18 protein-coding genes are annotated in these 23,561 nt (G+C 62.7%); 7 read left to right on the forward strand and 11 right to left on the reverse strand.

Going from position 1 to position 23,561, the window contains the following annotated elements; translation table 11 throughout:
* Positions 1–82: 82 nt before the first annotated feature.
* The 3 genes from CLH61_RS08110 to CLH61_RS08120 form a co-directional block, all read right to left on the reverse strand.
* A complete protein-coding gene (locus CLH61_RS08110) occupies positions 83–1,951 on the reverse strand; it encodes a hypothetical protein (RefSeq protein ID WP_143752126.1) in 1,869 nt (622 codons plus the stop codon).
* Between the two features lie 126 nt (positions 1,952–2,077).
* Positions 2,078–2,557 carry a JDVT-CTERM system glutamic-type intramembrane protease MrtJ gene (gene mrtJ, locus CLH61_RS08115; protein WP_099614229.1) on the reverse strand — a complete coding sequence of 160 codons (480 nt, stop codon included), beginning with the start codon at positions 2,555–2,557 and terminating at the stop codon, positions 2,078–2,080.
* A gap of 127 nt (positions 2,558–2,684) precedes the next feature.
* Positions 2,685–4,010 carry a DEAD/DEAH box helicase gene (locus CLH61_RS08120; RefSeq protein WP_099614230.1) on the reverse strand — a complete coding sequence of 442 codons (1,326 nt, stop codon included), beginning with the start codon at positions 4,008–4,010 and terminating at the stop codon, positions 2,685–2,687.
* Positions 4,011–4,379: 369 nt separating this feature from the next.
* On the opposite strand from CLH61_RS08120, the gene CLH61_RS08125 reads away from it, so the two are divergent.
* On the forward strand, positions 4,380–5,192 hold the full coding sequence (locus tag CLH61_RS08125; RefSeq protein ID WP_099614620.1) for a TlpA disulfide reductase family protein: 813 nt from the start codon (positions 4,380–4,382) through the stop codon (positions 5,190–5,192).
* Between the two features lie 24 nt (positions 5,193–5,216).
* Here CLH61_RS08125 and CLH61_RS08130 read toward each other — a convergent pair whose 3' ends face one another.
* Both CLH61_RS08130 and CLH61_RS08135 read right to left on the reverse strand, forming a co-directional pair.
* On the reverse strand, positions 5,217–6,569 hold the full coding sequence (locus CLH61_RS08130; protein WP_099614231.1) for a hypothetical protein: 1,353 nt from the start codon (positions 6,567–6,569) through the stop codon (positions 5,217–5,219).
* A 34-nt stretch (positions 6,570–6,603) separates the two neighbouring features.
* Positions 6,604–6,984 (reverse strand): MerR family transcriptional regulator, encoded by a 381-nt coding sequence (locus tag CLH61_RS08135; RefSeq protein ID WP_099614232.1) that lies wholly within the window; start codon positions 6,982–6,984, stop codon positions 6,604–6,606.
* Between the two features lie 79 nt (positions 6,985–7,063).
* Between CLH61_RS08135 and CLH61_RS08140 the strand changes: the two genes are divergently transcribed.
* Positions 7,064–8,137: an NAD-dependent epimerase/dehydratase family protein gene (locus tag CLH61_RS08140; RefSeq protein ID WP_099614233.1), complete on the forward strand. Its 1,074-nt coding sequence runs from the start codon at positions 7,064–7,066 to the stop codon at positions 8,135–8,137.
* Here the strand turns inward: CLH61_RS08140 and CLH61_RS08145 are convergent.
* Positions 8,111–9,637, reverse strand: a complete 1,527-nt coding sequence (locus CLH61_RS08145; protein ID WP_099614234.1) for a flavin-containing monooxygenase — start codon at positions 9,635–9,637, stop codon at positions 8,111–8,113. The two genes, CLH61_RS08140 and CLH61_RS08145, sit on opposite strands and share 27 nt — an antisense overlap.
* 280 nt (positions 9,638–9,917) lie before the next feature.
* Here CLH61_RS08145 and CLH61_RS08150 point away from each other — a divergent pair, with 280 nt between their 5' ends.
* Positions 9,918–12,548 carry a winged helix-turn-helix domain-containing protein gene (locus tag CLH61_RS08150; protein WP_099614235.1) on the forward strand — a complete coding sequence of 877 codons (2,631 nt, stop codon included), beginning with the start codon at positions 9,918–9,920 and terminating at the stop codon, positions 12,546–12,548.
* 224 nt (positions 12,549–12,772) lie between these two features.
* Positions 12,773–15,526: a peroxidase family protein gene (locus CLH61_RS08155; protein WP_099614236.1), complete on the forward strand. Its 2,754-nt coding sequence runs from the start codon at positions 12,773–12,775 to the stop codon at positions 15,524–15,526.
* Positions 15,527–15,640: 114 nt separating this feature from the next.
* Here the strand turns inward: CLH61_RS08155 and CLH61_RS08160 are convergent, their stop codons facing one another.
* Together CLH61_RS08160 and rlmE are read right to left on the reverse strand one after the other, a co-directional pair.
* Positions 15,641–15,850 (reverse strand): acetyltransferase, encoded by a 210-nt coding sequence (locus CLH61_RS08160; RefSeq protein ID WP_099614237.1) that lies wholly within the window; start codon positions 15,848–15,850, stop codon positions 15,641–15,643.
* Between the two features lie 121 nt (positions 15,851–15,971).
* Complete coding sequence (gene rlmE / locus CLH61_RS08165) at positions 15,972–16,592, reverse strand: 23S rRNA (uridine(2552)-2'-O)-methyltransferase RlmE (protein WP_099614238.1); 621 nt, start codon at positions 16,590–16,592, stop codon at positions 15,972–15,974.
* Positions 16,593–16,799: 207 nt separating this feature from the next.
* Here rlmE and CLH61_RS08170 point away from each other — a divergent pair, with 207 nt between their 5' ends.
* Both CLH61_RS08170 and CLH61_RS08175 read left to right on the forward strand, forming a co-directional pair.
* Positions 16,800–18,461, forward strand: coding sequence for an NAD(P)/FAD-dependent oxidoreductase (locus CLH61_RS08170; protein ID WP_099614239.1), 1,662 nt, complete (start codon positions 16,800–16,802; stop codon positions 18,459–18,461).
* The gene (locus tag CLH61_RS08175; RefSeq protein ID WP_099614240.1) at positions 18,458–19,189 is read left to right on the forward strand and encodes a TrmH family RNA methyltransferase; all 732 of its coding nucleotides are present in this window, start codon (positions 18,458–18,460) and stop codon (positions 19,187–19,189) included. The genes CLH61_RS08170 and CLH61_RS08175 overlap by 4 nt, the downstream gene beginning before the upstream one ends.
* Here CLH61_RS08175 and ahpF read toward each other — a convergent pair whose 3' ends face one another.
* Both ahpF and ahpC read right to left on the reverse strand, forming a co-directional pair.
* Positions 19,190–20,758, reverse strand: coding sequence for an alkyl hydroperoxide reductase subunit F (ahpF, locus tag CLH61_RS08180; protein WP_099614241.1), 1,569 nt, complete (start codon positions 20,756–20,758; stop codon positions 19,190–19,192).
* 239 nt (positions 20,759–20,997) lie between these two features.
* The gene (gene ahpC, locus CLH61_RS08185; RefSeq protein ID WP_099614242.1) at positions 20,998–21,561 is read right to left on the reverse strand and encodes an alkyl hydroperoxide reductase subunit C; all 564 of its coding nucleotides are present in this window, start codon (positions 21,559–21,561) and stop codon (positions 20,998–21,000) included.
* 278 nt (positions 21,562–21,839) lie between these two features.
* On the opposite strand from ahpC, the gene CLH61_RS08190 reads away from it, so the two are divergent.
* Complete coding sequence (locus CLH61_RS08190) at positions 21,840–22,508, forward strand: transglutaminase-like domain-containing protein (RefSeq protein WP_099614243.1); 669 nt, start codon at positions 21,840–21,842, stop codon at positions 22,506–22,508.
* Here the strand turns inward: CLH61_RS08190 and CLH61_RS08195 are convergent.
* Positions 22,505–23,524 (reverse strand): Ldh family oxidoreductase, encoded by a 1,020-nt coding sequence (locus tag CLH61_RS08195; protein ID WP_099614244.1) that lies wholly within the window; start codon positions 23,522–23,524, stop codon positions 22,505–22,507. The two genes, CLH61_RS08190 and CLH61_RS08195, sit on opposite strands and share 4 nt — an antisense overlap.
* Positions 23,525–23,561: the final 37 nt, after the last annotated feature.

The raw sequence follows: 23,561 nt of genomic DNA on the forward strand, positions 1-23,561 counted from the left end.
GCGGAGCCTTCGGGCTCCGCCTTTTTTTGTCCGGCTGAAAAGCCCGCCCCGAAATCTCGTCGTTGCACCCTGCCCGGCGGCCCTACTCGACCAGGAAGTTCACCGATGCCATAACCTCCGCCCGCGGCGGATTGACGCTGACGATGCCCTCGAATTCACGGATCCAGGGATGCTCGCCATGTGCTGCCTTGACGAAGGTGGGGCGAATACCCTGGTAATAGAGTGTGGCTTCGACGCGGAACGGCGCCACCGCAGTGGCGGGCAACGGCAGGCGGTAGGCAATGGTATCTTCGCCGGCGTTAGCCAGGTTGAAATCGGCATCCCCGGCGACACCCACCGGCATGACATAGTCCGGTACCACGGTGCTGTCAAAGCCCCTGGGCGGAATCCGGTTATCCTTGAGCGCGGCCGATGCATACAGCAGGACATGGGTAATGGCGTCGGTGGTCGAACCCAGTACCACTTCGTAGATCGGAATATCTTCCGGCGCCGTAACCTGCCGGATATGACCCTGGAAGCAGCCGGCGGAGTCAAAAGCCGCCGGTTTTTTAATGGTCATGCAGTCGGCGGCGGTAAACCCGGCGTCCACCGTCAAATGGTAATTTGCATCGGGGAAACCGCTGTCGAAGACCACCTGGTCATTGCCGTCGGTTACCCGGGTCGCTACCCAGATCCGGCGGGACGGGAAGCTGGTGGGCAGCTTGTGACCGGTGTTGTTGCGAATGGTCAGGTCAAAGGCCAGTTCCTCCGTGGACCGGACCGGGTTCGCCGGCAACAGCTCCGCAGCGGTTCTGAGGAATTCCCTCGTCAGCCTGGCGGTGGCGGCAAACTCACCGGCCTGGTTAATTTCACCCCGCCCCAATTCCTCGCGGAAAATTTCCAGGGTGTCCAGCAGCCAGGTGTTACCGCCGATCATTACATGGGGGAAGTAAGGGCTGCGTTCCGGCCAGTTCTGGTTCACAGTGCCGTTGGCCGTCACCGCAATCCGGGTCTGGTAATCTGCGCTGATTCCCTCCCGCGCCATGTGGCATTGCTGACAGGACACACCGCTACCCTGGGGCCCGAGGTCGCTGTGTTCCCATTCCGCATAGGGGGTCTGCTCGGGGAACTGCTCGCCATTCGGCAGATCGGTCACCATATCCAGCGTCGGGGTGAACAGCTCATGACAGCTGGCGCAGTGGCGGGAGTCCGCCATGTGCAGCCCGAACGTCGGCGTGTAGCCAACCAGATTCTGCATCGCCTGGCCCACCGGAGCCTGATAAGGCCCGTAGATGGTAAACGCGCCCGGTTGGTCGGCCGCGACTATGTCAAAATTGCCCGAGTTCACCTCACCGGACAGCACAGAATCGGTAATCTGGTGGCAGGCGGTACAACTGACGCCCTCCCGGGCATGGGGATCGATCATCGCCTGGTCAGCCCGGTAGCAGCCGTCCTCCAGCAGACAGGACTCATCCTGCACCAGGCTCACCCCGGTCTGATGGGCGTGGGTGCGGGCCATGGGGCTATGACAAGTCAGGCAGGTATCCTCGATGAAACCGGCCAGATGAGGAAATACTTCGGTCTCATGCTTCACCACCGCCCGGTAGTAGGGGTCCGTGAAGGCGTTGGCCATGACGCTGCTTTTCCAGTCATAGAACGGACTGATGTCGGCGCCGTCCGCGGCGGGCTGGTTCTCCGATATCAGCGGATCCGGCATGCGCATGACCGCCGGCTCATCGCCGGGCCGGCTGGCGGTGTGGCACTGGCCACAATCAGCGGCCGCCAGGAAGACCCCGGTCTGCGCCCAGTGCTCGATCTGGGTGGTGAGGGAAGGCAGTAAGGCACCGTCGCCGGCATCCGCGCCGTCGTCCGGCACCACCGTGCCATCGCTGTCACTGCAGGCAGCCAGCATAACGATAGCCATTACGGCGATTAATGACAGCCCAGCCCGGCTGGAACCCGAATTCGTCATGATGGTACTCTCTGACCTTGCGATCCTCCCCCAAGTAAAGTGTACAAAGCGAACCCTGGCCAGCGGTCTTTGCCCTCCCGATGCAACCGTGCCCCCAACAGCGGGTTCGGAGTCTGCGATTGCCGGTCAGGAAAACAGGTACCAGCCGGGAATCAGGCAGGCGTTATAGGCAGCATGGAGGATCATGGGGCCGACAATGGACCCGTGGCGGTCACGGAAATAACCGAATACCAGGCCGGGGAAAAACACCAGCCAGGCCAGCACATCAGACCGGTACACCAGGTGCAACAGCGTGAACAATGCGGTCGTCACCAGGTTACTGAGGGACAGGCCCGCCAGCACCCGCCGACCGACAGCCGTGGTAGTGAGATACCCTTGAAGCGCACCGCGGAACAGCAGTTCTTCCAGCACGGGGTACCAGAGCACGAGGGAAACGGCCTGGACCGGCGTCAGGCTGACGGCGGAGGGTCCCGCAACCGACAGCGCTGCCACCAGCAGACTGATGCCACAGCCGGCCAGCAAGGCCAGTACAAACTGGCGATCCCTGAACAGGCGATGGGGCATGACCAGCCCCAGCTCGTGTTTTGCGGTGGTATCGGAAGCCATGGATGGGCTATTGCGCCTTGTGCCGGAGTCCAGTGATCGATACTAGAGCATTCCCCCCGCCAAAGTCAGGGGCCAGAAACAACAAAGCGGAGCAATTGCTCCGCTTTGTAAAGGCTTGCCGGAAGGGTCAGGCGCTCGGGCGCTGTGCCGACCGGCCCCGCTGACCGCCGCCACCGCTACGGCCGCGGCCCTCGCTGCGACCAGCGGAGTTACCGCCGAAGCTCCGGCCATTGCCACCGGGCTTGCCACTGGCACCGCCATTGCCATTGCGATTGCGGGCACGGCTGGGGTCCGCCTTGGCTTTCGGTTTCAGCGGCAGGTTGTTTTTCGGCTCAAAGCCTTCCACTTCCTTGCGCGGCAGCTGCTTCTTGATCAGCTTCTCGATGCCGGCCAGCAGCTTGCCTTCGTCGGCACTGACCAGCGACAGGGCGTGGCCGCTCTCACCGGCCCGGCCGGTACGGCCGATACGGTGGACATAGTCTTCCGGTACGTTGGGCAGCTCGAAATTCACCACCTGGGGCAGCTGTTTGATATCAAGCCCACGGGCAGCAATATCGGTGGCGACCAGCACGCGGATATCGCCCTGCTTGAACTCGGCCAGGGCTCGGGTACGGGCACCCTGGGACTTGTTGCCGTGGATTGCCGCCGCGGTGATACCGTCTTTTTCCAGCTTCTGGGTCAGGCGGTTGGCGCCATGCTTGGTGCGGGTAAACACCAGCACCTGTTCCCAGCCATTGTCACGGACCAGTTTGCTCAGCAACGCGGTCTTCTGGCTCTGGTCAACGGGGTAAACCGACTGTTTCACCTTCTCGGCCGTGGTGTTCCGTGCCGCAACTTCAACCTGTACCGGGTCGTTCAGCAGTCCCTGGGCCAGGGTACGGATCTCGTTGGAGAAGGTCGCGGAGAACAGCAGGTTCTGGCGTTTAGCCGGCAGCAGCGCAAGGATCTTGCGGATGTCGCGGATGAAGCCCATGTCCAGCATCCGGTCGGCTTCATCCAGCACCAGGATTTCCACTTCGTTGAAGCGCACCGCATTCTGCTGGTACAGGTCCATCAGACGTCCCGGTGTTGCCACCAGCACGTCCAGGCCCTTGCGCAGCTTCATCATCTGCGGATTGATTTTGACACCACCGAATACCACGGCGGACTTGGTCGGCATGTACTTGCTGTACAGCGCCACACTGCCATGAACCTGGGCCGCCAGCTCACGGGTAGGCGTCAGAATCAGCGCCCGGGGGCCCTTGCCAGTGCTGGGGTTGGCGGCCAGCCGCTGCAACAGCGGCAGGGTAAAGCCGGCGGTCTTGCCGGTGCCGGTCTGGGCGGCAGCCATCACGTCTTTGCCAGACAGCACCGCAGGAATTGCCTGGGCCTGGATGGGCGAAGGGGTTTCATAACCCTGGTCGGTGGTGGCACGAACCAGCTGCTCGGACAAACCGAGTGAAGAAAAACTCATATAGGATCAACTCTTGATAATTCTGCCATCACGACACACCATCAGGCGGCGGGGGCAGAAGCCACAACGTTTTCAATAACGCGTGGAAATATAGACGACTACGGTCAACCGCCGCTGTGCGGGGTGACGTCCTCTGACAGGTCGTATCGGATGGTTCGCAAGGCGGCTTCAAGCCGGGAACTGCGGGAATCCTTAGAGGCAGGATGCGGGCAAGTTAACAGAGCCATCGGGAAATAGCCATAAGTGATTTTAATTAGCCGGTTTTTATCCGGCGCCCCGAAGGAACTCCCCGCGGCCCGCACGGTCACATCCGGCCTGGCCGCCTGCGCCGATCTGCAAGCAACCAACGGAATCACCAACGGAGCAACCATGCTGAGTGTAAGCCTCGGGCCATTAGGCCTGTCCCTGGGACATCTGATCCTGATGCTGGCGTTCATCGTCGCCCTGGTGGTCGGCGCGGTAAACGGGCGCAAGGAAGGCGTACCGGTTGCCGGCAGTCTGGCGGATATTTTCCTGGTGGCCATGGTCTGTGCCCGAATCGGCTTTGTAATCCGCTACTTCGAACATTACCAGGACAACTGGCTGGGCGTGCTGGATATTCGCGACGGCGGCTTCGACGTCCTGAGCGGCCTCACCGCCGCCCTGGTGTTTGCCGGCTACCTGTGGCGGCGGCGCCGACCGCTGCGTCGTCCACTGGCCTTCGCCATGGCGGCAGGCCTGATCACCTGGGGTTCGGTCAGCGGCCTGATCGGGCTGATTGAAAGCCAGGCCCAGAGCCTGCCCGACACCCCTCTGGCCACTCTGGACGGTCAGCCCACCAGCCTGGCAGGGGTGGCCGCCGGCCAGCCAATGGTGGTAAACCTGTGGGCTTCCTGGTGCCCGCCCTGCATCCGCGAAATGCCCGTACTGGAAGAAGCCCAGCAACGCTACCCGGAGGTCGCCTTTGTATTTGCCAATCAGGGTGAGCACCCGGATACCATCCGGAGTTTTCTCGCCAGCCACAGCCTGACGCTTGACCACGTGCTCAGTGACCGCAGCGGTGCCCTTGGCCGGGTCAGTGGCAGCCAGGGCCTGCCCACCACCCTGTTCTACAATGCCCGGGGCCAGCTGGTGGACAGCCACATGGGCGAACTTTCCCACGCCACCCTGGCCCGGTCTCTGGAGCGGTTTGACAGCCGCTGAGTGGCAGAACGCGGGCCGTGGCGGTCAGAGCAGAAGTGTGGTCGTCACCGCCGCCAGCAGGCCTGCAACCGCAAGGCCGGAGAACGACAGGGCAAGACTCCAGCGCAAGGAGGCATCCCGGGCCGGATACCCCGTCAGCCGCTCCATGATCAGCGCGTTGGCGGCGAACGGGGTACCGAAGGCGGTGACCGACCAGCCGGTCACCATGCCAATCCCGAGGCCAAGCACCGCCTCCGACGGCCACACCGCACCAAGGATCCCCCCCACCAGGGTACCCACCACGATCGGATTGACCCCGAGCAGACCGGCAACAAAGTAGGTCCAGGGCACACTGGCCGCCAGCAGGGCCCAGGCCCATAGCGGCCACTCCGGACTGCCGCTGACCTGCCCCAGTACCGCACCGCTGATCACTGCGCCGATAAATGCCGATCCGCCCACGATCGCCAGTTCGTTACTGACATTGCCCATATTCACCAGCGGCGGGTTCTGCCGCTGCAGCCAGCTCAGCAGGCGTGCGGCAATCACGGCCGCCATACAACTCAGGGTCACACTGTGGGCATAACTCAGGCTGTAACTGTGGGTAAACACAAAAACACCGGCACAGATGGCCAGAATCAGCCCGCCAAAGCGGGTCCAGCTGGCCCACCCTGCGGTCTGTTCCGCAGCCACGTCGGTCTGCGTCGGTTCCGGCACCCGCCACACCAGCCCGGCGAGGATCAGGGCTACAGAAAACGGAATCGCCAGTGCCAACAGCGAGAAAATGCCCAGGCCGGGCAACAGGGTCAGGGTCAGCACCACGGAAATCGACAACGGCGAAAACGCCGGTGATGAGCCGAAGCCCCGCAGCACCGCGCGGGTCGCATTGCGGGTTTCCGGTGAATCACCCCGGCTGCGGATGCGCTCCGCCACCAGGCTGCCCACGACCGCCACCGAGCCGAAATTGAGCGGAATGGAGACCAGGGCCGTGCCGAAGGCGAGGCTGAGATAGCGGGTAGCGGGCTTACCGGAGAACAGGCTGGCGGAAATCCGCCGCAAATCACCGGAACGACCCAGCACCGACGACAACAACATCACCGCGAGTACCAGCCCGGCCAGCCGGCTCATGTTGGCCGCCGCCTGGCCAATCAGTGCCGGATCCCGCCCCAGGGCAAACACCAGTGCCAGAATGGCGACAATAAACACCGCCCGCGGCACCTTGCGCATGTCCTGCCAGCCCAGCATCACCACCAGGGCGACGGCCGCCGCACCCAGCATTTCGGCGCCCGGCAGCAACGCCAGCAAGGCTGCCGCCAGGGCAACATAGGCAAGGACTGAACGCAGCAACACGGCTTGGCTCCATAGGAAGGGGGTCAGAGGAAGGGGGTCAAGGCAAGCCATCTTAGGCCGCGCCCTGGTGGTCCGCTATCCGCATTTATGGCGACTCATCGGCAAGGCCATGGCAGCGGGCACTGTCTTCCAGCCGTTGTTGCTCGGCGGCCAGCAAATCCCGCACCCGGCTCAGTTCGGCAATGCGACGCTCGACCCGGGCCCGCTTCTGCGCCATCACCCGGGCTCCTTCGAGACAATCGATGCGGTCTGTGCGCAGCGCCTCGAGCAACTCACGAATCTCCCGCAACGAGAACCCGAGCGCCTTCAGCTCGCAGACCATCCGCACCCGCTCGACTGCCTGTTCCGGATAATCGCGGTAGTTGTTCGCGCTCCTCCGGACTTCGGTCAATAAACCTTCCCGCTCGTAGTAGCGCAAACCATGACGGCTTACTCCGGTACGCCGTTCCAGTTCAGCAATTCGCATAGGATCCATCCTGGCTGTTGACCTTAGAGCTCACTCTACACTTTAGGCTGCCTCCTGATGCCAACACAAGGAGCCTGTCATGACCATTCTCGTTACCGGAGCTACCGGTTTTATCGGCCGCCACCTGTGCACAACCCTGACCCGCGATGGCCACCGGGTCATTGCCCTGCTGCGCTCACCCGGAGCGCTGGACCCGCTGCGTCGATTCGTCAACAGTAACGGTGGCGACGGCACGCTGATCACGCCACTGGCGGGCGACCTTGAGCGGTCCGACCTCGGGCTGGAGAAGCCGTCGGAAAATATTACTGCCGTAGTTCATCTGGCCGCCCGCTTTGGCTGGGGCCTGGCTGCGGCCGCCGCACAAGACACCAATGTTACCGGCAGCCTGCGGGTGGCCGCACTGGCCGGCAAGCTGGGCTGCCGGCTGGTTTTCGTCAGCGGTTTCATGCTCGCTAACCAGCCCCATCTGGAACGCCTGGGCATCTCTGCCGCGTGCACTGACTGGACGAAGGTGTACCGACGGGTAGGCGCCTACGAAGCCAGCAAACTGGAGGGCGCATGGGCAGTACGCCAGTTCACCAGCAACAACGGGCTGGAAATGATTGAGGTCCAACCGGCAACCGTCATCGGTCACCGTCAGAGTGGCGATCTGGATCCGGCGCAGCCGTTCTTCAGCCTGCTGGACAACCTCTACCATGGCCGAATGGCAATGGTACCCGGCAGCCCTGCGCACTGGCTGCCTTTGGTCACGGTGGATTATCTGAGCGAGGTCATCAGCGCGGCCTGCCTGCAACCGCAAGTGCCGGCCCGTCTGCTCGCCCTGGACCCGGCTACTCCGGGACTCCGGGATCTGCTGGCGATCCTGGCCGCAGAGCTCGGCTGCAAGGCGCCGCAACGCCACCTGCCAGTGGGGCTGATGCAGTTCTTGCTGCGTTTGCCGATGCTGGCCCGGGCTTTGCGCGTAGCGCCGGAATCCCTCGAGTTTATCGGTACCACACGGTTTGATACTGCGGCCACCGATGCCTTCATGGTACCCGGCGGAATCCGGCAACCGGAGCTCACCAGCGCGTTGCGCGCCAGTGCCCGGCACTATCTTTCACAGCAGTCGCCGCGGGACCGTTTGCCGTCAGGATCCGAACAGCGCGGAACGTAACGGCCTGAGGAAACCGGCGGCCGGGCGCTGTCCCTTGCGGGAGGGCTGGCCGTCGAACTCCAGGTAGCCGTCTTCGATGGGCTCGAAACGGAGGATCTTTACGTCCTCCAGATAGTTCTGTGACGACTTCCAGGGGCCGTGGGTGCCCTGCTTCGGCAATCGGTCCGCAGCCCGCTGGATATAGCCGGCGCTGAGGGAGCCCAGAATGGTATCCTCGCCACGGCTGTTTTCCCGGTCCCGCGGCGTCGCCACGCGGATTCCGCGCTGGTCCATGAAATTGAACAGCCGGCACAGGTACTCGTTGGCGATGTCTGCCTTCAGGGTCCAGGAAATGTTGGTATAGCCGAAGATCATGCCGGCATTGGGCACGCCTTCCACCAGCACGTTCTTGTAAATGATCTTGTCCTTCAACACCACCGGCTCACCATCGACCGAGGGCTGGATGCCCCCCAGCATCTGGATATCGAGCCCGGTTGCCGGGATGATGATGTCCGCTTCCAGCTCGGCACCGGACTTCAGCCGGATGCCGGTGGGGGTAAAGCTGTCAATGTGATCGGTGGCGATCGATGCCTTGCCGGACTTGATGGCCTTGAACAGGTCGCCATCCTTCACCACACAGAGACGCTGGTCCCAGGGATTATAGTCCGGCGTAAAGTGCCGCATGTCGGCCTTACCGTCGAGCTGGCGACGGATGATGCCGAGGAACAACCGGCGCATGGCCTTCGGGCTCCGGCGGGAGCGCTCGTACAGCAGACGGGCGATGGAAATATTGCGGGCCCGGGTAATCCGGTAAGCAACCTTTGCCGGCAACACCTTCTGCAACGCCAGGGTCACCTTGTCGGTAGACGGCAGCGGCATCAGATAGGTCGGCGAGCGTTGCAGCATGGTGACATGGGCCGCCTCCGCCGCCATGGTGGGCACCAGCGTGATCGCCGTTGCGCCACTGCCGATCACCACCACCTTCTTGCCGCGGTAATCGAGATCTTCCGGCCAGTGCTGGGGATGGACGATCTGGCCCTGAAAGGTTTCCTCTCCCGGGAAGTCCGGTTTGTAGCCCCGGTCATAGTTGTAATAACCGGTGCAGCCAACCAGGAAATTGGCCGTGAAGCTGTTGGTCTCGCCACTGGCTTCGTTCACCGCCGTGACCCGCCAGCACCGGTCGGTACTCGACCAGTCAGCGGATTTCACCGCAACGCCAAACCGGATATGCCGGTCGACGCCGTATTCCCGGGCGGTGTCCTCGACATAGGCCTTGATGGCAGCCCCGTCCGCCAACACCTTGCCCCCGGTCCAGGGCCGGAAATTGTAGCCAAAGGTGAACATGTCGGAGTCCGAGCGGATACCCGGATAACGGAACAGGTCCCAGGTGCCCCCGATAGCAGTGCGCCGTTCGAGAATGGCGTAGGACTTGCCGGGACATTCTCGGGTCAGGTGGCAGGCCATACCGATACCGGATACGCCGGCTCCGACAATCAGGACGTCAAAGTGTTGCTGGCTCACGACAGGGACCTCTCATTATTGGCGTTATCGACCTGCCCGGGCAGGCGGCCACGGCCATGGTGGATGTCATACCCATCAACCTTATCGCTTTCAGGATCCCGGCAAATTGGCCCTGCACCCGGCCTGCCCCGGTTGCCAAAGTCAGTTCCCTGCCACCATTAAATCACACTGTGAACTGGTCATAAGTCCTGCCGCCGACATTTGGCTAAGGTAACTGTCGGACAATGCCCAGTGGTGCCGTCGGGCAGACGACAACAACAACCAAACGCCGGTACCGGACATGACCACCACGGAAACCTGCTCCGACAGTCGTCTGCTGCGCCCGCATTTGCAGGAGCGACTGCAGCAGAGCCAGCACTACGCCCTGACCCTGCTGCTGGCACCGGCCGGTTGCGGCAAGTCCACCCTCCTGCAGCAATGGGCCACTTCACCAACCGCTCCGGATACCGTCCTGTTATCGCTCACCGAAGAGGACAACGATCAGGTCCGGTTGTTCAACCGGCTCGCCGACGCGATTCGACGCATCGCGCCGGCCTTCGATACCACCCGCTTCAACCCCTTCGACAGCCGTACCGGCCTGCCTCCGGCCGCCACCGCCGACGCCTTTGCCGACGCGGTGCGGTCAACCGGCCAGCACCTGACCCTGATCATTGATGAATTCCAGAACCTGCGTAACAGCCGGGTTCTGCAAGCCCTGGATTGCCTGCTGGAGGATCCACCGGCGGCACTTCACCTGATCTTTGCCAGCCGCACCCTGCCCCGGCTCCGGCTCGGCAAGCTGCGGCTGGACGGCAGGCTGCAGACCATCGACCAGCAGGCCCTGCAGGTAACGGCCGCGGAGGCCGCCGAACTGTGCCGGCGGCTGGGTGACCCGAACCTGACGGCAGCGGCAGTAGACCAATTACTGGCAGTCACCGAGGGCTGGATGGCGGGCCTGCGGCTGGCGCTGCTCGCCGCCTCCCGCACCGGGCTGGAGGCCATCGCCTGCTTCAATGGCCGGCAGCCGGAAGTGGTCGATTACTTCGGGGATGTGGTGTTTCGCGGGTTACCGGAGGAGCAACGGGAGCTGTTCGTCCAGAGCGCACTGTTCGACCAGATCAGCGGCCCACTGTGCGACCACACCCTGCAACGCACGGGCTCGGCACTGACCCTGGAGCGGGTAGCGGCCCACCAGCTGTTCGTGATCCCGGTTGAGAACCGCCCGGGCTGGTACCGCTACCACACCCTGTTACGGGATTTCCTCGCCAGCCGGCTGGCGGTGGAGTCACCGGACATCATCAGCGGCCTGCACCGCCGCGCCGCCGACTACTTTCAGCGCCAGGGCGACCTGGACCGGGCCCTGCGCCATACCCGGGACAGCGGCGACAGCGGCCTGTTCGCGACCATACTGGCCGAAGCCTTCAACACCTGGGGCAAGGAAGGCAGTTTTTACCGAATCCTGCAGTGGGCGGACGAACTGGCCGGCAGTAACCTGCTGTTGCGGCCGGAGATTGCCCCGCCACTGATCTGTACCCTCACCCTGTCGCGGCAGTTTCACCGTGCCGGCTGCCTGCTGGAGGTGTTTCGCCGCCATCACTCCGCCGACGGCGAGCCGCAGGGGGACCTGCCCCTGGTGATCCGTTTCCTCGAATTGCACCTGGAACTGTTCCAGCACGATACCGACTTCCTGGTACGGGACGATCTGCAGCACCTGCTGCTGCAGAGCCAAGACCACTACCTGCATGCCTTCACCCTCTGCATGGTGGCCTACCACCACCTTCAGCATGCCCGCCTTGACCTGGCCCTGCGCCATGCCCTGCAAGCCCGCGAGGAATTCCTCCATCAGGGCCATCGCTTCATGGCGGCCTATGTGGACCTGATCATCGCCCTGTGCAATCGCACCATGGGGCGCCTGGATATTGTCCACAGGGACGTCCAGAAGGCCTTCGAAGACACGCCACCCCGCAGCCCGGCGCGAATCCTGCGCAGCACCGCGATGATCGTCGCGTTCTATGAACAGAACCGCCTGGACGACGCGCACGACCTCTGTGCCGACCTGCTGCCCCGACTCAATGCGACGTCCGCCACCGAAGTGATCAGCACGGTCTACCTCACCCATGCCCGCACCCTGTTCCAGCAGGGCAAGCCGGATCGCGCCCGCCACCTGATCGGCAAGCTGCAGGGCATCCTGCGTCCGGGCAATTACGATCGGTTCGACAGCCACCTGGCTGCCGAGTCTCTGCGCCAGGCCTTTATCAGCGGAGACCGGGTACTGGTCGAGAGTGCGGCGCGGCAGTTCGGGATCCCGGAAGAGGTGAGCGCCGGCACCTGGGACCGCCAGCGACCCTATACCGAAAGCTGGGAGCGGCTGGGGCTGGCCGCGGTGTACTGGCTGCAGGCCAACCGGCGCCTGGACACCGCCGAGCGCATCCTGCGGGTACTGATTCGGGAAGTCGAGCCCGCCGGCATCATCAGCCGCGCGGTGGTGCTGGAAGCCAACCTGCTGGTGGTCACCGCCCGCAAACACGACCGGCTGGCACGCAGCCAGGCCCTGCGACGCACCGTCATGGCCTACGGCCTGATGCGCTTTTCCCGCAGTGTGCTGGATGAGGCGCCGGGGTTTGGTTCGCTGCTGATGGAAGCAGACCGTTGCGGTGTCTTTCCGCTGCCAACGGAGTATATCGACGTTTTCCGGGATGCCCTCGAGCCGACAGCAGCCCACAGTTCGGCGGCGGACCCCACCACACTGCTCACGGACAAAGAGCAGGAAATCTACCATCACCTGCTGGCCGGGCTCAGCAATAACGACATCAGTATCCGCACCGGTATCACCATCGCCACCACCAAATGGCACCTCAAGAACATCTACAGCAAGCTGGGCGTCTCCAACCGCACCGAAGCGGTCCTGCGACACCGCACCGTCGCCCGGTAACGAGCGCGATAACGGATGCGGCCTATCGTAACCTGTCGCCGGCCACGACTGGCACAACGGTAATCCGTCACATTTTTAACTCCGCCCCACTCACCCCAGCGGTTTTCCCTAGCTCCCCCCTCCCCGGGGAGGGGGCCAGTTTTTGCCCGATCGGAAATGCTCGTCCACTGCAACACCCGGCAAGACCGACAAGAACAATCGACGAAGCATAAGGAAGATCGAAAATGGCTATAACCCCCTGGGTCACCTGGCCCGCACTCACCAAGTTCGGTTCGCTCGGAATAGTGGGCGGACTGCTGGTGCTGAGTGCTGAACGCACCGAGTTGCTGGAAAACAACATGTTCGACATGGAAAACTGGGACCGCTACAACGCCCAGATCGTCTGTGACGAACGCAGCCTGACCGCCCGTACCGAGGACGGCACCTGTAACATCCTGGCAAACCCCGCGGAAGGCTCGGCGATGAAGCGCTTCGGTCGCAACGTCGACCCCGCCACCGTGTTCGCCGAAACCGAACAGGACATCCTGCTGACACCGAATCCGCGGGAAGTCAGTAACGTACTGATGGCCCGTGGCGATGAATTCCAGCCGGCCACCATCGTCAATTTCATTGCCGCCGCCTGGATCCAGTTCATGGTCCACGACTGGTTTGACCACGGCCCCAACGCCGAAGGCAATCCGATCGAATTCGCACTGCCCGATGGCGACCCGCTTGGCAGCGGCACCATGAGCGTGCGCCGCACCCAGCCGGATGCCAGCCGGACACCGACCGAAACCAGCCTGCCGGTCACTTACCAGAACACCAACACGCACTGGTGGGACGGTTCGCAGCTCTATGGCAGCGACAAGGCAACCAACGACAAGGTGCGTGCCTTCGTCGACGGCAAACTGAAGGTGGACGGCGACAACACCCTGCCCACCGAATTCTGGAGTGGCAAACCGGTTACCGGCTTTAACGAGAACTGGTGGGTCGGGCTGAGCATGATGCATCGCCTGTTCACCCTCGAACACAACGCCATTGCCACCACCCTGAAGCAAAGCTATCCGGACGCCACTGACCAGTGGCTGTACGACAAGGCCCGCCTGATCAACGCCGCCCTGATGGCCAAGATCCATACCGTGGAGTGGACGCCGGCCATTCTCGCCAACCCCATCCTCGAGCGCGCCATGTACGCCAACTGGTGGGGCATTGGCGGCGACCTGGAGAACCGCGAGTTCTTCCAGAACGCCCTCGACATGCTCAATAACGACGTGGAAAGCCTCGGCAATCTGCTGACCATGCTCGGTCTCGATAACGACCTGGCCAACATGGACGCCGGCACCATCGATCACGCCCTCGGCGGCCTGGTCGGTGCCCGTACCCCCAACAACTACGACGTGCCCTACACCCTGACCGAGGAGTTCGTGTCGGTCTACCGGATGCACCCTCTGCTGCGGGACGACATCGAGGTCTATGACATCGGCTCCAATATCATCGATCAGGTGATTCCGGTGCCCGCCACCCGCGATGGCAATGCCGAGGACATCCTCGACAGCGTCGGCGCCGACCGTATGTGGTACTCCTTCGGCATCACCCATCCGGGTGCGCTTACCCTCGAGAACTACCCGGACTTCATGCGCAACCTGTCCATGCCCATTGTCGGCGACATCGACATGGCCGCCATCGACATCCTGCGTGACCGTGAGCGTGGCGTTCCGCGCTACAACGAGTTCCGCCGCCAGATCGGCCTCAAGCCCATCACCAAGTTCGAAGACCTGACCTCCAATCCGCAGTTACTGGCCAACCTCAAGCGCCTGTATAACGGTGACGTGGAAATGATCGACACCCTGGTGGGCTCACTGGCGGAAGAAACCCGTCCCGATGGCTTCGGCTTCGGCGAAACCTCGTTCCAGATCTTCATCCTCAACGCGTCGCGCCGGCTGATGACCGACCGTTTCTTTACCTCCGACTACCGCCCGGAAATCTACACCCCGGAAGGCATGGATTGGGTCGAAGGCAACACCATGGTGGACGTGATCCGGCGCCATTACCCCAACCTGGCCAGCAGCCTGGTGGGCATGGATAACGCGTTCAAGCCCTGGGGCCTGAACATGCCGGCCGACTACGAGAACTGGACCGCGCGGCAGAAGCAGATGCACCTGTGGACCAACGGTGCCATGCGCACCGAATACCGTGACGGCGAACTGCCCGCCCTGCAACCGGTGGACATCGGCGGTCTGATCAGCTCGGTACTCTGGGACAAGGTCAAGCGGGATTCCGACGTGGCTCCGGCCGGTTATGAGAAGCCGATTCATCCGCAGGCGGTAATGGCGCGGGTAAGCTTCAAGGCGGTACCGGGCACCCCGTACACCGGGCTGTTCCAGGGCGCGGATCACGGCCTGCTGCGGCTGTCGGTCACCGGCGATCCGGCCGATCGCGGCTTTGCGCCGGGCCTGGCCCTGAAACTGTTCGCCGACGGCCAGCGGTCACGGAACGTGTCTGCGCTGTACACGCTCTCCGGTCAGGACCAGAACCACAATTTCTTTGCCAACGAGTTGTCGAATTACGTCTCACCGGAAGTCAACGACACCCTCGGCAGCACCACGCTGTTCTCCCTGGTGACCACCAAGCCGACCCGGCTGATGGTCAACGACATCTCCGAAGTCACCCAGGATGGCACCCCGGTGGCAGCACCGAAGGCTCCGGTCCAGGTCTACTTCGTACCTAATGCCGACCTCAAGGCAAGCTTCCCCAGTGAGCCCCATGATTTCCGGGAAAGCCTGATGACTCTCAGCGAGGGCACCCGGGTGTATGACGTCTATGCCACCAGCAAAGACATCCGCACCTCGATCTTCCCGTCGCTGAACCGCCGCTATGCCGAGGAGCGCCGCAACAGCGCCGTCAAGATTGGCGAGATTACCCTGACCTCACCGCTGATTGCCTCGCAGTTCGGTGATTCCGGAGTGTTCTTCAAGCACGAACGCTACGAAGACCGCTAAGCGGGCACCTGGTTTGACTGCAGAAGCACCTGCAACCTTTAGCCCCGGCCTCGCCGGGGCTTTTTTTACAGCTCTTGCGGACAGGTGGATGGCTGCTTTGCGGCACTCTGCCAGCTAACCGCGCCGGTAATCCGGATCGGTCCAGCAGCGTGGCAAGGCCTCACCCGACGGGAACCCCAAACCCTGCTTGTCGAACTGCTCCGGATCCTGGGCTTCCTCGCCGAAATGCAGGCAACCGCTCACTGTGGCGGCAAACGGATTGAACAGGGCCTGCAAATCCTGGATTTCCACCAGGTGCCCGGTGGTTTTTTCGGCCAGCAACATAATCCTCTCCCCACGCCTCCCTGAACGACAGCCCCAAGGCCACCCTGCGGGAGGTCAGCTATGTGATTGAACGAGTCTTACCAAGAGCATAGACCCGGTCCGGGGAGGTTGCCTGTGGTGGTTATCCCTTGAAACCCTTGCCGACAATATAGACTTCCCGCGAACGGGAGCGGGATGACTCGGGCTTGCGCACCACGACCTTGTCGAACACTGCGCGCACCGCCTTGACGTAGTCGTCATAGCCTTCACCCTGGAACACCTTGGCGACAAAGCTGCCCTTGGGCTTGAGGACCTGGCGGGCCATATCCAGCGCCAGCTCCACCAGGTACATGGAAGCCGCTTGGTCGGCGGCATTCACGCCGCTGATGTTCGGTGCCATGTCGGAGATCACCACATCCACCGGCGCACCCTCGAGGGTCGCCATGATCGCCTCGAACACCGCATCTTCGGTGAAATCCCCCTGAATGAACTCAACCCCGGCAACGGGATCCATCGGCAGGATGTCGGAGGCCACCACCCGGCCCTTGTGACCCACCAGGTCGGCGGCGACCTGGGACCAGCCACCGGGGGCAGAGCCCAGGTCCATCACCACCATGTTGGGGTGAATCAGCCGGTCTTTCTTGTTGATCTCGAGGAGCTTGTAACTGGCCCGGGAGCGGTAACCGTCCACCTGCGCCTGTTTGACGAAAGGATCGTTAACGTGCTCTTCAAGCCAGCGGTTACTGCTTTTGGATCGGGCCATAGTGACTCATTCAATGGTTCAGGCGGTTGCCAGACAGACGGCAGGATACTGCCCACCATTGTACGTGCCCCACCCGGCAGCCGCAAAACCCTGACAACCGCCCCCGGCACACGTACAATTGGCCCGTTTTCAACCCGACTTCACCACCCGGCATCTCCGGCAAGCACCCTGTGCCCTGTGACGCGGAGCTTCCGGGCAGGACTGACTATGATCCGCCTTACCGAACTGGCCCTGCCACTGGACCACCCTGAAAGCGCCCTGCGTGCCGCCATTCTCGAGCGGCTCAAGATCTGGGACGCGGACCTGCTCAACTTCACGGTGTTCAAGCGCAGTTACGATGCGCGCAAAAAAAACACCGAGATCAAGTTTGTCTACATCATCGATCTGCGGGCCCGCGACGAAGCCGCTATCCTCGACCGGTTTGCCGCCGACAACCACGTGCGCCCGGCCCCGGATACCGGGTACCACCCGGTGGCCCGGGCTCCCGCTGAGCTGACCGAGCGCCCGGTGGTGATCGGCTTCGGCCCCTGCGGTCTGTTTGCCGCCCTGCTACTGGCCCAGATGGGCTTCCGTCCCATTGTGCTGGAACGGGGCAAGGACGTCCGGCGGCGGACCAAGGACACCTGGGCGCTGTGGCGCAAGAAAACCCTGACCCCGGAATCCAACGTGCAGTTTGGTGAAGGCGGCGCGGGGCTGTTTTCCGATGGCAAACTTTACAGCCAGATCAAGGATCCGAAGTTCTACGGCCGCAAGGTCATGCAGGAGTTTGTCCGCGCCGGTGCCCCGGAAGAAATCCTCTACGTCAGCAAGCCCCACATCGGCACCTTCCGGCTGACCGGCGTAGTGGCCGCCATGCGCCAGGAAATCATCGACCTCGGCGGGGACATCCGCTTTGAAAGCAAGGTAACCGACCTGCTGCTCAACGACGGCCGCATCGAAGGCGTCGAGCTGGCGAGCGGAGAACGGATCAGCAGCCGCTATGTGGTGCTGGCCCTGGGCCACAGTGCCCGGGAAACCTTCCGCATGCTGCAACGCAACGGCGTCTTTATCGAAGCCAAACCCTTCGCCATCGGCTTCCGCATCGAACACCCGCAATCGCTCATCGACCAGGCCCGCCTCGGCAAATACGCCGGCCATCCGGCCCTCGGCGCGGCGGACTACAAACTGGTCTACCACGCCAGCAACGGCCGCGCAGTATACAGCTTTTGTATGTGCCCCGGCGGCACCGTGGTCGCCGCCACCTCCGAACCGGAACGGGTAGTGACCAACGGCATGAGCCAGTACTCCCGCAACGAGCGCAACGCCAACGCCGGTATCGTGGTGGCCATTCACCCCGGTGAGGACTTCCCCGGCGGCCCGCTGGCCGGCGTGGAACTGCAGGAGCAACTGGAAGCCAACGCCTACAAACTCGGCGGCAGCGACTACTGCGCGCCGGCGCAGCTGGTCGGTGACTTTATTAAAGGCCGCCCCTCCACCGCCCTGGGCGAGGTCGAACCCTCCTACAAACCCGGCGTCCGGCTGGGGGATCTGGCACCCTCGCTGCCGCCCTATGCCATCGAAGCCATCCGCGAAGCCCTGCCCGCCTTTGGCAAGCAGATCCGCGGCTTTGACCGGGACGACGCGGTACTCACCGGCATCGAGACCCGCACCTCGTCGCCGGTGCGCATCACCCGTGATCACGCCAGCCTGCAGAGCCTGAACGTCCGCGGGCTGTACCCGGCCGGTGAAGGGGCCGGCTATGCCGGAGGTATCCTGTCGGCGGGCGTGGATGGCATCAAGGTTGCGGAAGCCCTGGCCCTGGCCATGGTGGCGGACCTGCAGGGCAGCCATAGCGGGGACGCCGCCGCTCCTGCCGGGACGCAGCCGTGAAACTGGACGACATCAAGAAACTGCACCAGAAGAAGTACCGGCAGGCCTTCGGCCACTACCTGGTGGAAGGCGAACACCTGGTGCTGGAACTGCAGAAGGCGGCTGTCCGCCAGCCCGCCCTGCGCCAGGCCGAACTCTATGTGACCCCGGCCCACGCCGGCTGGCAGAGCCCGTTGCGCATCCATCCGGTGAGCGAACGCCAGATGGCACAGCTGGCGGATACCCGCACACCCCAGGGCATCCTGGCGGTGGTGCCCCTGCCCCGGCTGGCGGCCGCCCGGGACACCGAGGCCGGTGAAAAAGCCATTTACCTTTACGAGGTCCAGGACCCCGGCAACCTGGGCACCATTCTGCGCACCCTGGCGTGGTTCGGCGGCTTCCGCTGCCTGCTCAGCCCCGGCAGTGTTGACCCCTACAACCCGAAAGTCGTGCGCGCCAGCATGGGCGCCATTTTCCACGTGCCACTGGAAACCGAGGTGCCGCTGGCTGACCTGGCCGCCCGCTATTTCAGCATTGCCTGCCTCGACCTGAACGGTGACCGGCTCACTGCGCCGGGCTTTCAGCAGCATGACTGCTACCTGTTCGGCAACGAGGCCCGGGGGGTGCCGACCGAGGCCCTGCAGCGGCTGGGCGCAACGCCCTATACCATAAACGGCAAAGGCGAGATTGAATCCCTCAATCTCGCCTCCGCCGTCAATATCTGCGCTTACGAACTGAACCGCAGCTGATCAGTCTTCCGCGCTGTTGCGGATCAGGAAGTCAAAGGCGCTCAGCGCAGCCTTGGATCCCTCACCCATGGAGATGACGATCTGCTTGTACGGCACGGTGGTCGCATCGCCCGCTGCGAAGACGCCCGGAATGGAGGTCTCGTTGCGCTCGTTGATCACAATCTCGCCATGCTGGCTCAGCTCGATATCGCCGTTCAGCCATTCGGTGTTCGGGACCAGGCCGATCTGGACAAACACCCCTTCCAGCGCCACGTGGTGCGTTTCGCCGGAATTGCGGTCCGTGTAGTTCAGGCCGCTCACCTTGCCGTTTGCACCGGTCACCTCGGTGGTCTGGGCAGACGTGACGATGTCCACGTTCTTCAGGCTGCGCAGCTTCTTCTGCAGCACCTCATCGGCACGCATTTCGGCACCGAACTCGAGCAGGGTGACGTGACCGACGATACCGGCCAGGTCAATCGCCGCTTCCACGCCGGAGTTACCCCCACCGATCACCGCAACGCGCTTGCCCTTGAACAGCGGGCCGTCACAGTGCGGGCAGTAAGCCACCCCCTTGTTACGGTATTCGGCTTCACCCGGCACGCCCAGCTGACGCCAGCGGGCGCCGGTGGCCAGCACCACCGTGCGCGCCTTCAGTGACGCCCCGTTGGCCAGCCGTACTTCGTGGGCCTGGCCAGGCTTCGCGGCAGGAATCAGCTTGTCGGCACGCTGCAGGTTCATGATGTCCACGTCGTACTCTTTAACGTGCTGCTCCATGGCCGCCACCAGCTTGGGGCCTTCGGTATAGGGTACCGAGATCAGGTTTTCGATGCCCATGGTGTCCGACACCTGGCCACCAAACCGCTCGGCAGCGATGCCGGTTGCGATGCCCTTGCGGGCGGCGTAGATCGCCGCCGCCGAACCCGCCGGGCCACCACCGATGACCAGCACTTCAAAGGTGTCCTTCTGCTTGAGCTTCTCAGCCTCGCGGGCCTCGGCACCGGTGTCCACCTTGGCCAGGATCTGCTCCAGGGTCATCCGGCCGTTGCCGAAAGGCTCGCCATTGAGGTAGATGCTCGGCACCGCCATCACTTCCCGCTGTTCCACTTCGTCCTGGAACAGCGCGCCATCGATCGAGGTGTGGCGAACCTTCGGATTCAGCACTGCCATCAGGTTCAGGGCCTGCACCACGTCCGGGCAGTTCTGGCAGGACAGTGAAAAGTAGGTCTCGAACTCGAACTCGCCGTCCAGCGCCTGGACCTGTTCGATCACTTCCTGGCTGGCCTTGGACGGATGGCCGCCCACCTGCAGCAGGGCCAGCACCAGCGAGGTGAATTCGTGGCCCATGGGGATACCGGCAAAGCGGACACCGATGTCAGTACCAACACGATTAATGGCAAACGACGGCCGCCGGATGTTGGAGGCACCGTCCTCTGTCAGGGTGATCTTGTCCGACAGTGAGGCGATCTCGGTCAGCAGCTCATGCAACTCCCGGGACTTGGCGCTATCGTCCAGCGCGGCAACCAGCTCGATGGGTTGCTTGACGTTCTCGAGGTACGCTTTGAGTTGATCCTTGAGATTGGTATCCAGCATGTAGGTATTCCCCTTGATCGGTAATGAAGTTTTGGCCAGCCAGCGCCCTAAGACGCTGAGGTAACACAGGTTGTGCCGTTATGATGGTTCAACAATACGGCCAGGCTATAGAAAGCTCAAATTGATTCACACAAAACTATTGATAGCCGTTTACTATTTCTGACCATGACTCTGATAGAGCAGCCATAAAAAAGGCCCGCAGCGCGGGCCTTTCTCACAAGTCTCTGATTGAACTCAAATCAGATCTTGCCTACCAGGTCCAGGGAAGGAGCCAGGGTCTTCTCACCTTCCTTCCACTTGGCCGGGCATACTTCGCCCGGGTTGTTACGAACGTACTGGGCAGCCTTGATCTTGCGCAGCAGGTCGTCCGCGTCACGGCCGATACCTTCAGCAGTGATCTCAACAGCCTGGATGATGCCATCCGGGTCGATTACGAAGGTGGCACGGTCTGCCAGGCCCTGGCCTTCACGCATAACACCGAAGTTGTTGGTGATGGTGCCGGTCTGGTCGCCTACCATGTAGTAGTTGATCTTGGCGATGGTCTCGGAAGTGTCGTGCCATGCCTTGTGGGTGAAGTGGGTGTCGGTAGACACGGAGAACACTTCGACACCCAGCTTCTGCAGCTCTTCGTACTTGTCAGCCACGTCGCCCAGCTCGGTCGGGCAAACGAACGTGAAGTCGGCCGGGTAGAAGAAGAACACCGCCCACTTGCCTTTAACGTCGGCTTCGGAGATCTCTACGAACTCACCCTGCTTGAATGCGGTGGCGTTGAACGGTTTGATTTCAGAGTTAACAATACCCATGAAAGAAAGACTCCTGTTGGTTGGTTTCCGGTATTGAATCCGGGTCGATGAAGTTACGGATGACACCTTAACGGCTTTGCCCGCTTCATTTAAATTAATTATTTTCAAACCAAGAATAGTTTTTGGCTATACCGGACAAGTCGACTGGCATCTGCGGTCAGTCAGATTGTCCGGAAACATCATTGCAGCCCCATGACCACTCGGGGATTATCACGGGTTGCAGGCACGGTTTGCGAGCCCTACCGCCAGCCCACCGCACCGGTCGAGGATACCCAGGCATGCAGCAATACCTTGAGGCAACGCGTTTTTTCGATTACGACCACCCCCAGGTACAACACTGGCTGGAACGCCAGCTTGAGGGCGTCGGGGAAGACCCGCTGGAGCGGATCCGCGCGCTGTACCTGGCGGTTCGTGACCAGATCAGCTACAACCCCTACGTGTTTCGGACCGACCCGGCGACGTTCAGCGCCAGCTATGCCCTTGAATCCGGAGAGACCTATTGTATCCCAAAAGCGGTGCTGTTGGGTGCCGCTGCCCGGGCCATCGGCGTTCCCAGCCGGCTGGGCCTGGCCGATGTGAAGAACCATCTGTCCAGCCCCAGGCTCATCGAGTGGCTGCAATCCGACATCTTCCGCATGCACGGCTACATCGAGCTCTACCTTAACGGCCGCTGGGTCAAAGCCACACCGGCCTTCAACGCCGAGCTGTGCGCCATGATGAACGTCGAGCCCCTGGAGTTCGACGGTGTCCGGGACTCAGTGTTCCAGGAGTATACCGCAAGCGGTGACGCCCACATGGAATACATCAACGACCATGGCGTCTTCGACGACCTGCCCCACCAGTTCATCGTGGATGGCCTGCGCCGGGCCTACGGCCACCTGTTCCGGGAGGACCGCCGCCAATCCGGCGGGGGCGCCAGCCTCACCCGCGACATCACCGCCGGCTAACCGAGCAAGCCCCGGAGGTACGCCAGATCCTCGCTCGCAATGGCCACTCCGGCCCGAGCGGACTCGGCCCGCTGGCGATAGCGGCGGTCGCCGGGTTGACGGGTCTGGCCGGCGGCTGCCATTTCCCGGACCAGGGTTGCCGTTCGCTCGGCAAAATTACTGCCGGCACCTCTGGACGGATCAATGACAATCAACAACTCGCCGGTCCACGGGGTTTTCGCACCGGGATGCTGCGACCAGTCAAACTCGAACGAGAAATTCCCTCCGGTGAGGGCCGCCGCCAGCAACTCCACCATCATCGACAACGCCGAACCTTTGTAACCACCGAAGGGCAACAACGCACCGCCGTTAAGGATGGCCGCCGGGTCACAGGTCGGCCGGCCATCACTGTCGACCCCGTAGCCCTCGGGCAGCAGCTGGCCTTCCCGGGCAGCAATCTGCACGTCGCCGTGGGCAATGGCACTGGTGGCCAGATCGAACACCAGCGGATCAGCACCCGCCCGGGGGGCGGCAAAACTGATGGGATTGGTGCCAAACAACGGCTTCCTGCCGCCATAGGGCACCACGCAGGCCATGCTGTTGACGAACGCCAGTGCCACCAGTCCCTCACGGGCAAAGGGCTCGACGTCCGGCCATAAGGCGGCAAAGTGGTGGGAGTTGCGGATCGCCAGCATGGCGATGCCATTGTGCCTTACCTTGTCCAGCAGCAAACCACGCGCCGCCGCCAGAGCCGGCTGGGCAAAACCGTTACCGGCATCCACCGCCACCAGGCCGGGTGCGATATCCTCCACCTGCGGTACGGCCCTGCCATCCACCCAGCCACTGGCCAGGGTGGACAGGTAACCGGGAATGCGAAACACCCCGTGGCTCTCCGAGCCATCCCGCTGGGCACTGGCACAATTGTCAGCCAGCACCGCAGCCACCTCGGCAGAGGTGCCATGACGCTCGAATACCCGGGCCAGCAACGTCTTCAGCTCCGCAAACGCAATCCGGGTGACCTCGTCGGTATTCGTCATCACCAATCTCCTGTCAGTCGGCCAATACCATTTAGCC

The sequence above is a fragment of the Marinobacter profundi genome (genome assembly GCF_002744715.1).
GTDB classification, from domain to species: domain Bacteria; phylum Pseudomonadota; class Gammaproteobacteria; order Pseudomonadales; family Oleiphilaceae; genus Marinobacter; species Marinobacter profundi.

What these genes read in the sequence shown, in the direction of transcription:
- rlmE (WP_099614238.1), bottom strand. Translation starts at nt 16,592, where the DNA reads ATGGCCCGATCCAAAAGCAGTAACCGCTGGCTTGAAGAGCACGTTAAC.
- CLH61_RS08160 (WP_099614237.1), bottom strand. Translation starts at nt 15,850, where the DNA reads ATGTTGCTGGCCGAAAAAACCACCGGGCACCTGGTGGAAATCCAGGAT.
- CLH61_RS08170 (WP_099614239.1), top strand. Translation starts at nt 16,800, where the DNA reads ATGATCCGCCTTACCGAACTGGCCCTGCCACTGGACCACCCTGAAAGC.
- ahpF (WP_099614241.1), bottom strand. Translation starts at nt 20,758, where the DNA reads ATGCTGGATACCAATCTCAAGGATCAACTCAAAGCGTACCTCGAGAAC.
- CLH61_RS08135 (WP_099614232.1), bottom strand. Translation starts at nt 6,984, where the DNA reads ATGCGAATTGCTGAACTGGAACGGCGTACCGGAGTAAGCCGTCATGGT.
- CLH61_RS08195 (WP_099614244.1), bottom strand. Translation starts at nt 23,524, where the DNA reads ATGACGAATACCGACGAGGTCACCCGGATTGCGTTTGCGGAGCTGAAG.
- ahpC (WP_099614242.1), bottom strand. Translation starts at nt 21,561, where the DNA reads ATGGGTATTGTTAACTCTGAAATCAAACCGTTCAACGCCACCGCATTC.
- mrtJ (WP_099614229.1), bottom strand. Translation starts at nt 2,557, where the DNA reads ATGGCTTCCGATACCACCGCAAAACACGAGCTGGGGCTGGTCATGCCC.
- CLH61_RS08120 (WP_099614230.1), bottom strand. Translation starts at nt 4,010, where the DNA reads ATGAGTTTTTCTTCACTCGGTTTGTCCGAGCAGCTGGTTCGTGCCACC.
- CLH61_RS08150 (WP_099614235.1), top strand. Translation starts at nt 9,918, where the DNA reads ATGACCACCACGGAAACCTGCTCCGACAGTCGTCTGCTGCGCCCGCAT.
- CLH61_RS08110 (WP_143752126.1), bottom strand. Translation starts at nt 1,951, where the DNA reads ATGACGAATTCGGGTTCCAGCCGGGCTGGGCTGTCATTAATCGCCGTA.
- CLH61_RS08155 (WP_099614236.1), top strand. Translation starts at nt 12,773, where the DNA reads ATGGCTATAACCCCCTGGGTCACCTGGCCCGCACTCACCAAGTTCGGT.
- CLH61_RS08190 (WP_099614243.1), top strand. Translation starts at nt 21,840, where the DNA reads ATGCAGCAATACCTTGAGGCAACGCGTTTTTTCGATTACGACCACCCC.
- CLH61_RS08140 (WP_099614233.1), top strand. Translation starts at nt 7,064, where the DNA reads ATGACCATTCTCGTTACCGGAGCTACCGGTTTTATCGGCCGCCACCTG.
- CLH61_RS08125 (WP_099614620.1), top strand. Translation starts at nt 4,380, where the DNA reads ATGCTGAGTGTAAGCCTCGGGCCATTAGGCCTGTCCCTGGGACATCTG.
- CLH61_RS08130 (WP_099614231.1), bottom strand. Translation starts at nt 6,569, where the DNA reads ATGGCTTGCCTTGACCCCCTTCCTCTGACCCCCTTCCTATGGAGCCAA.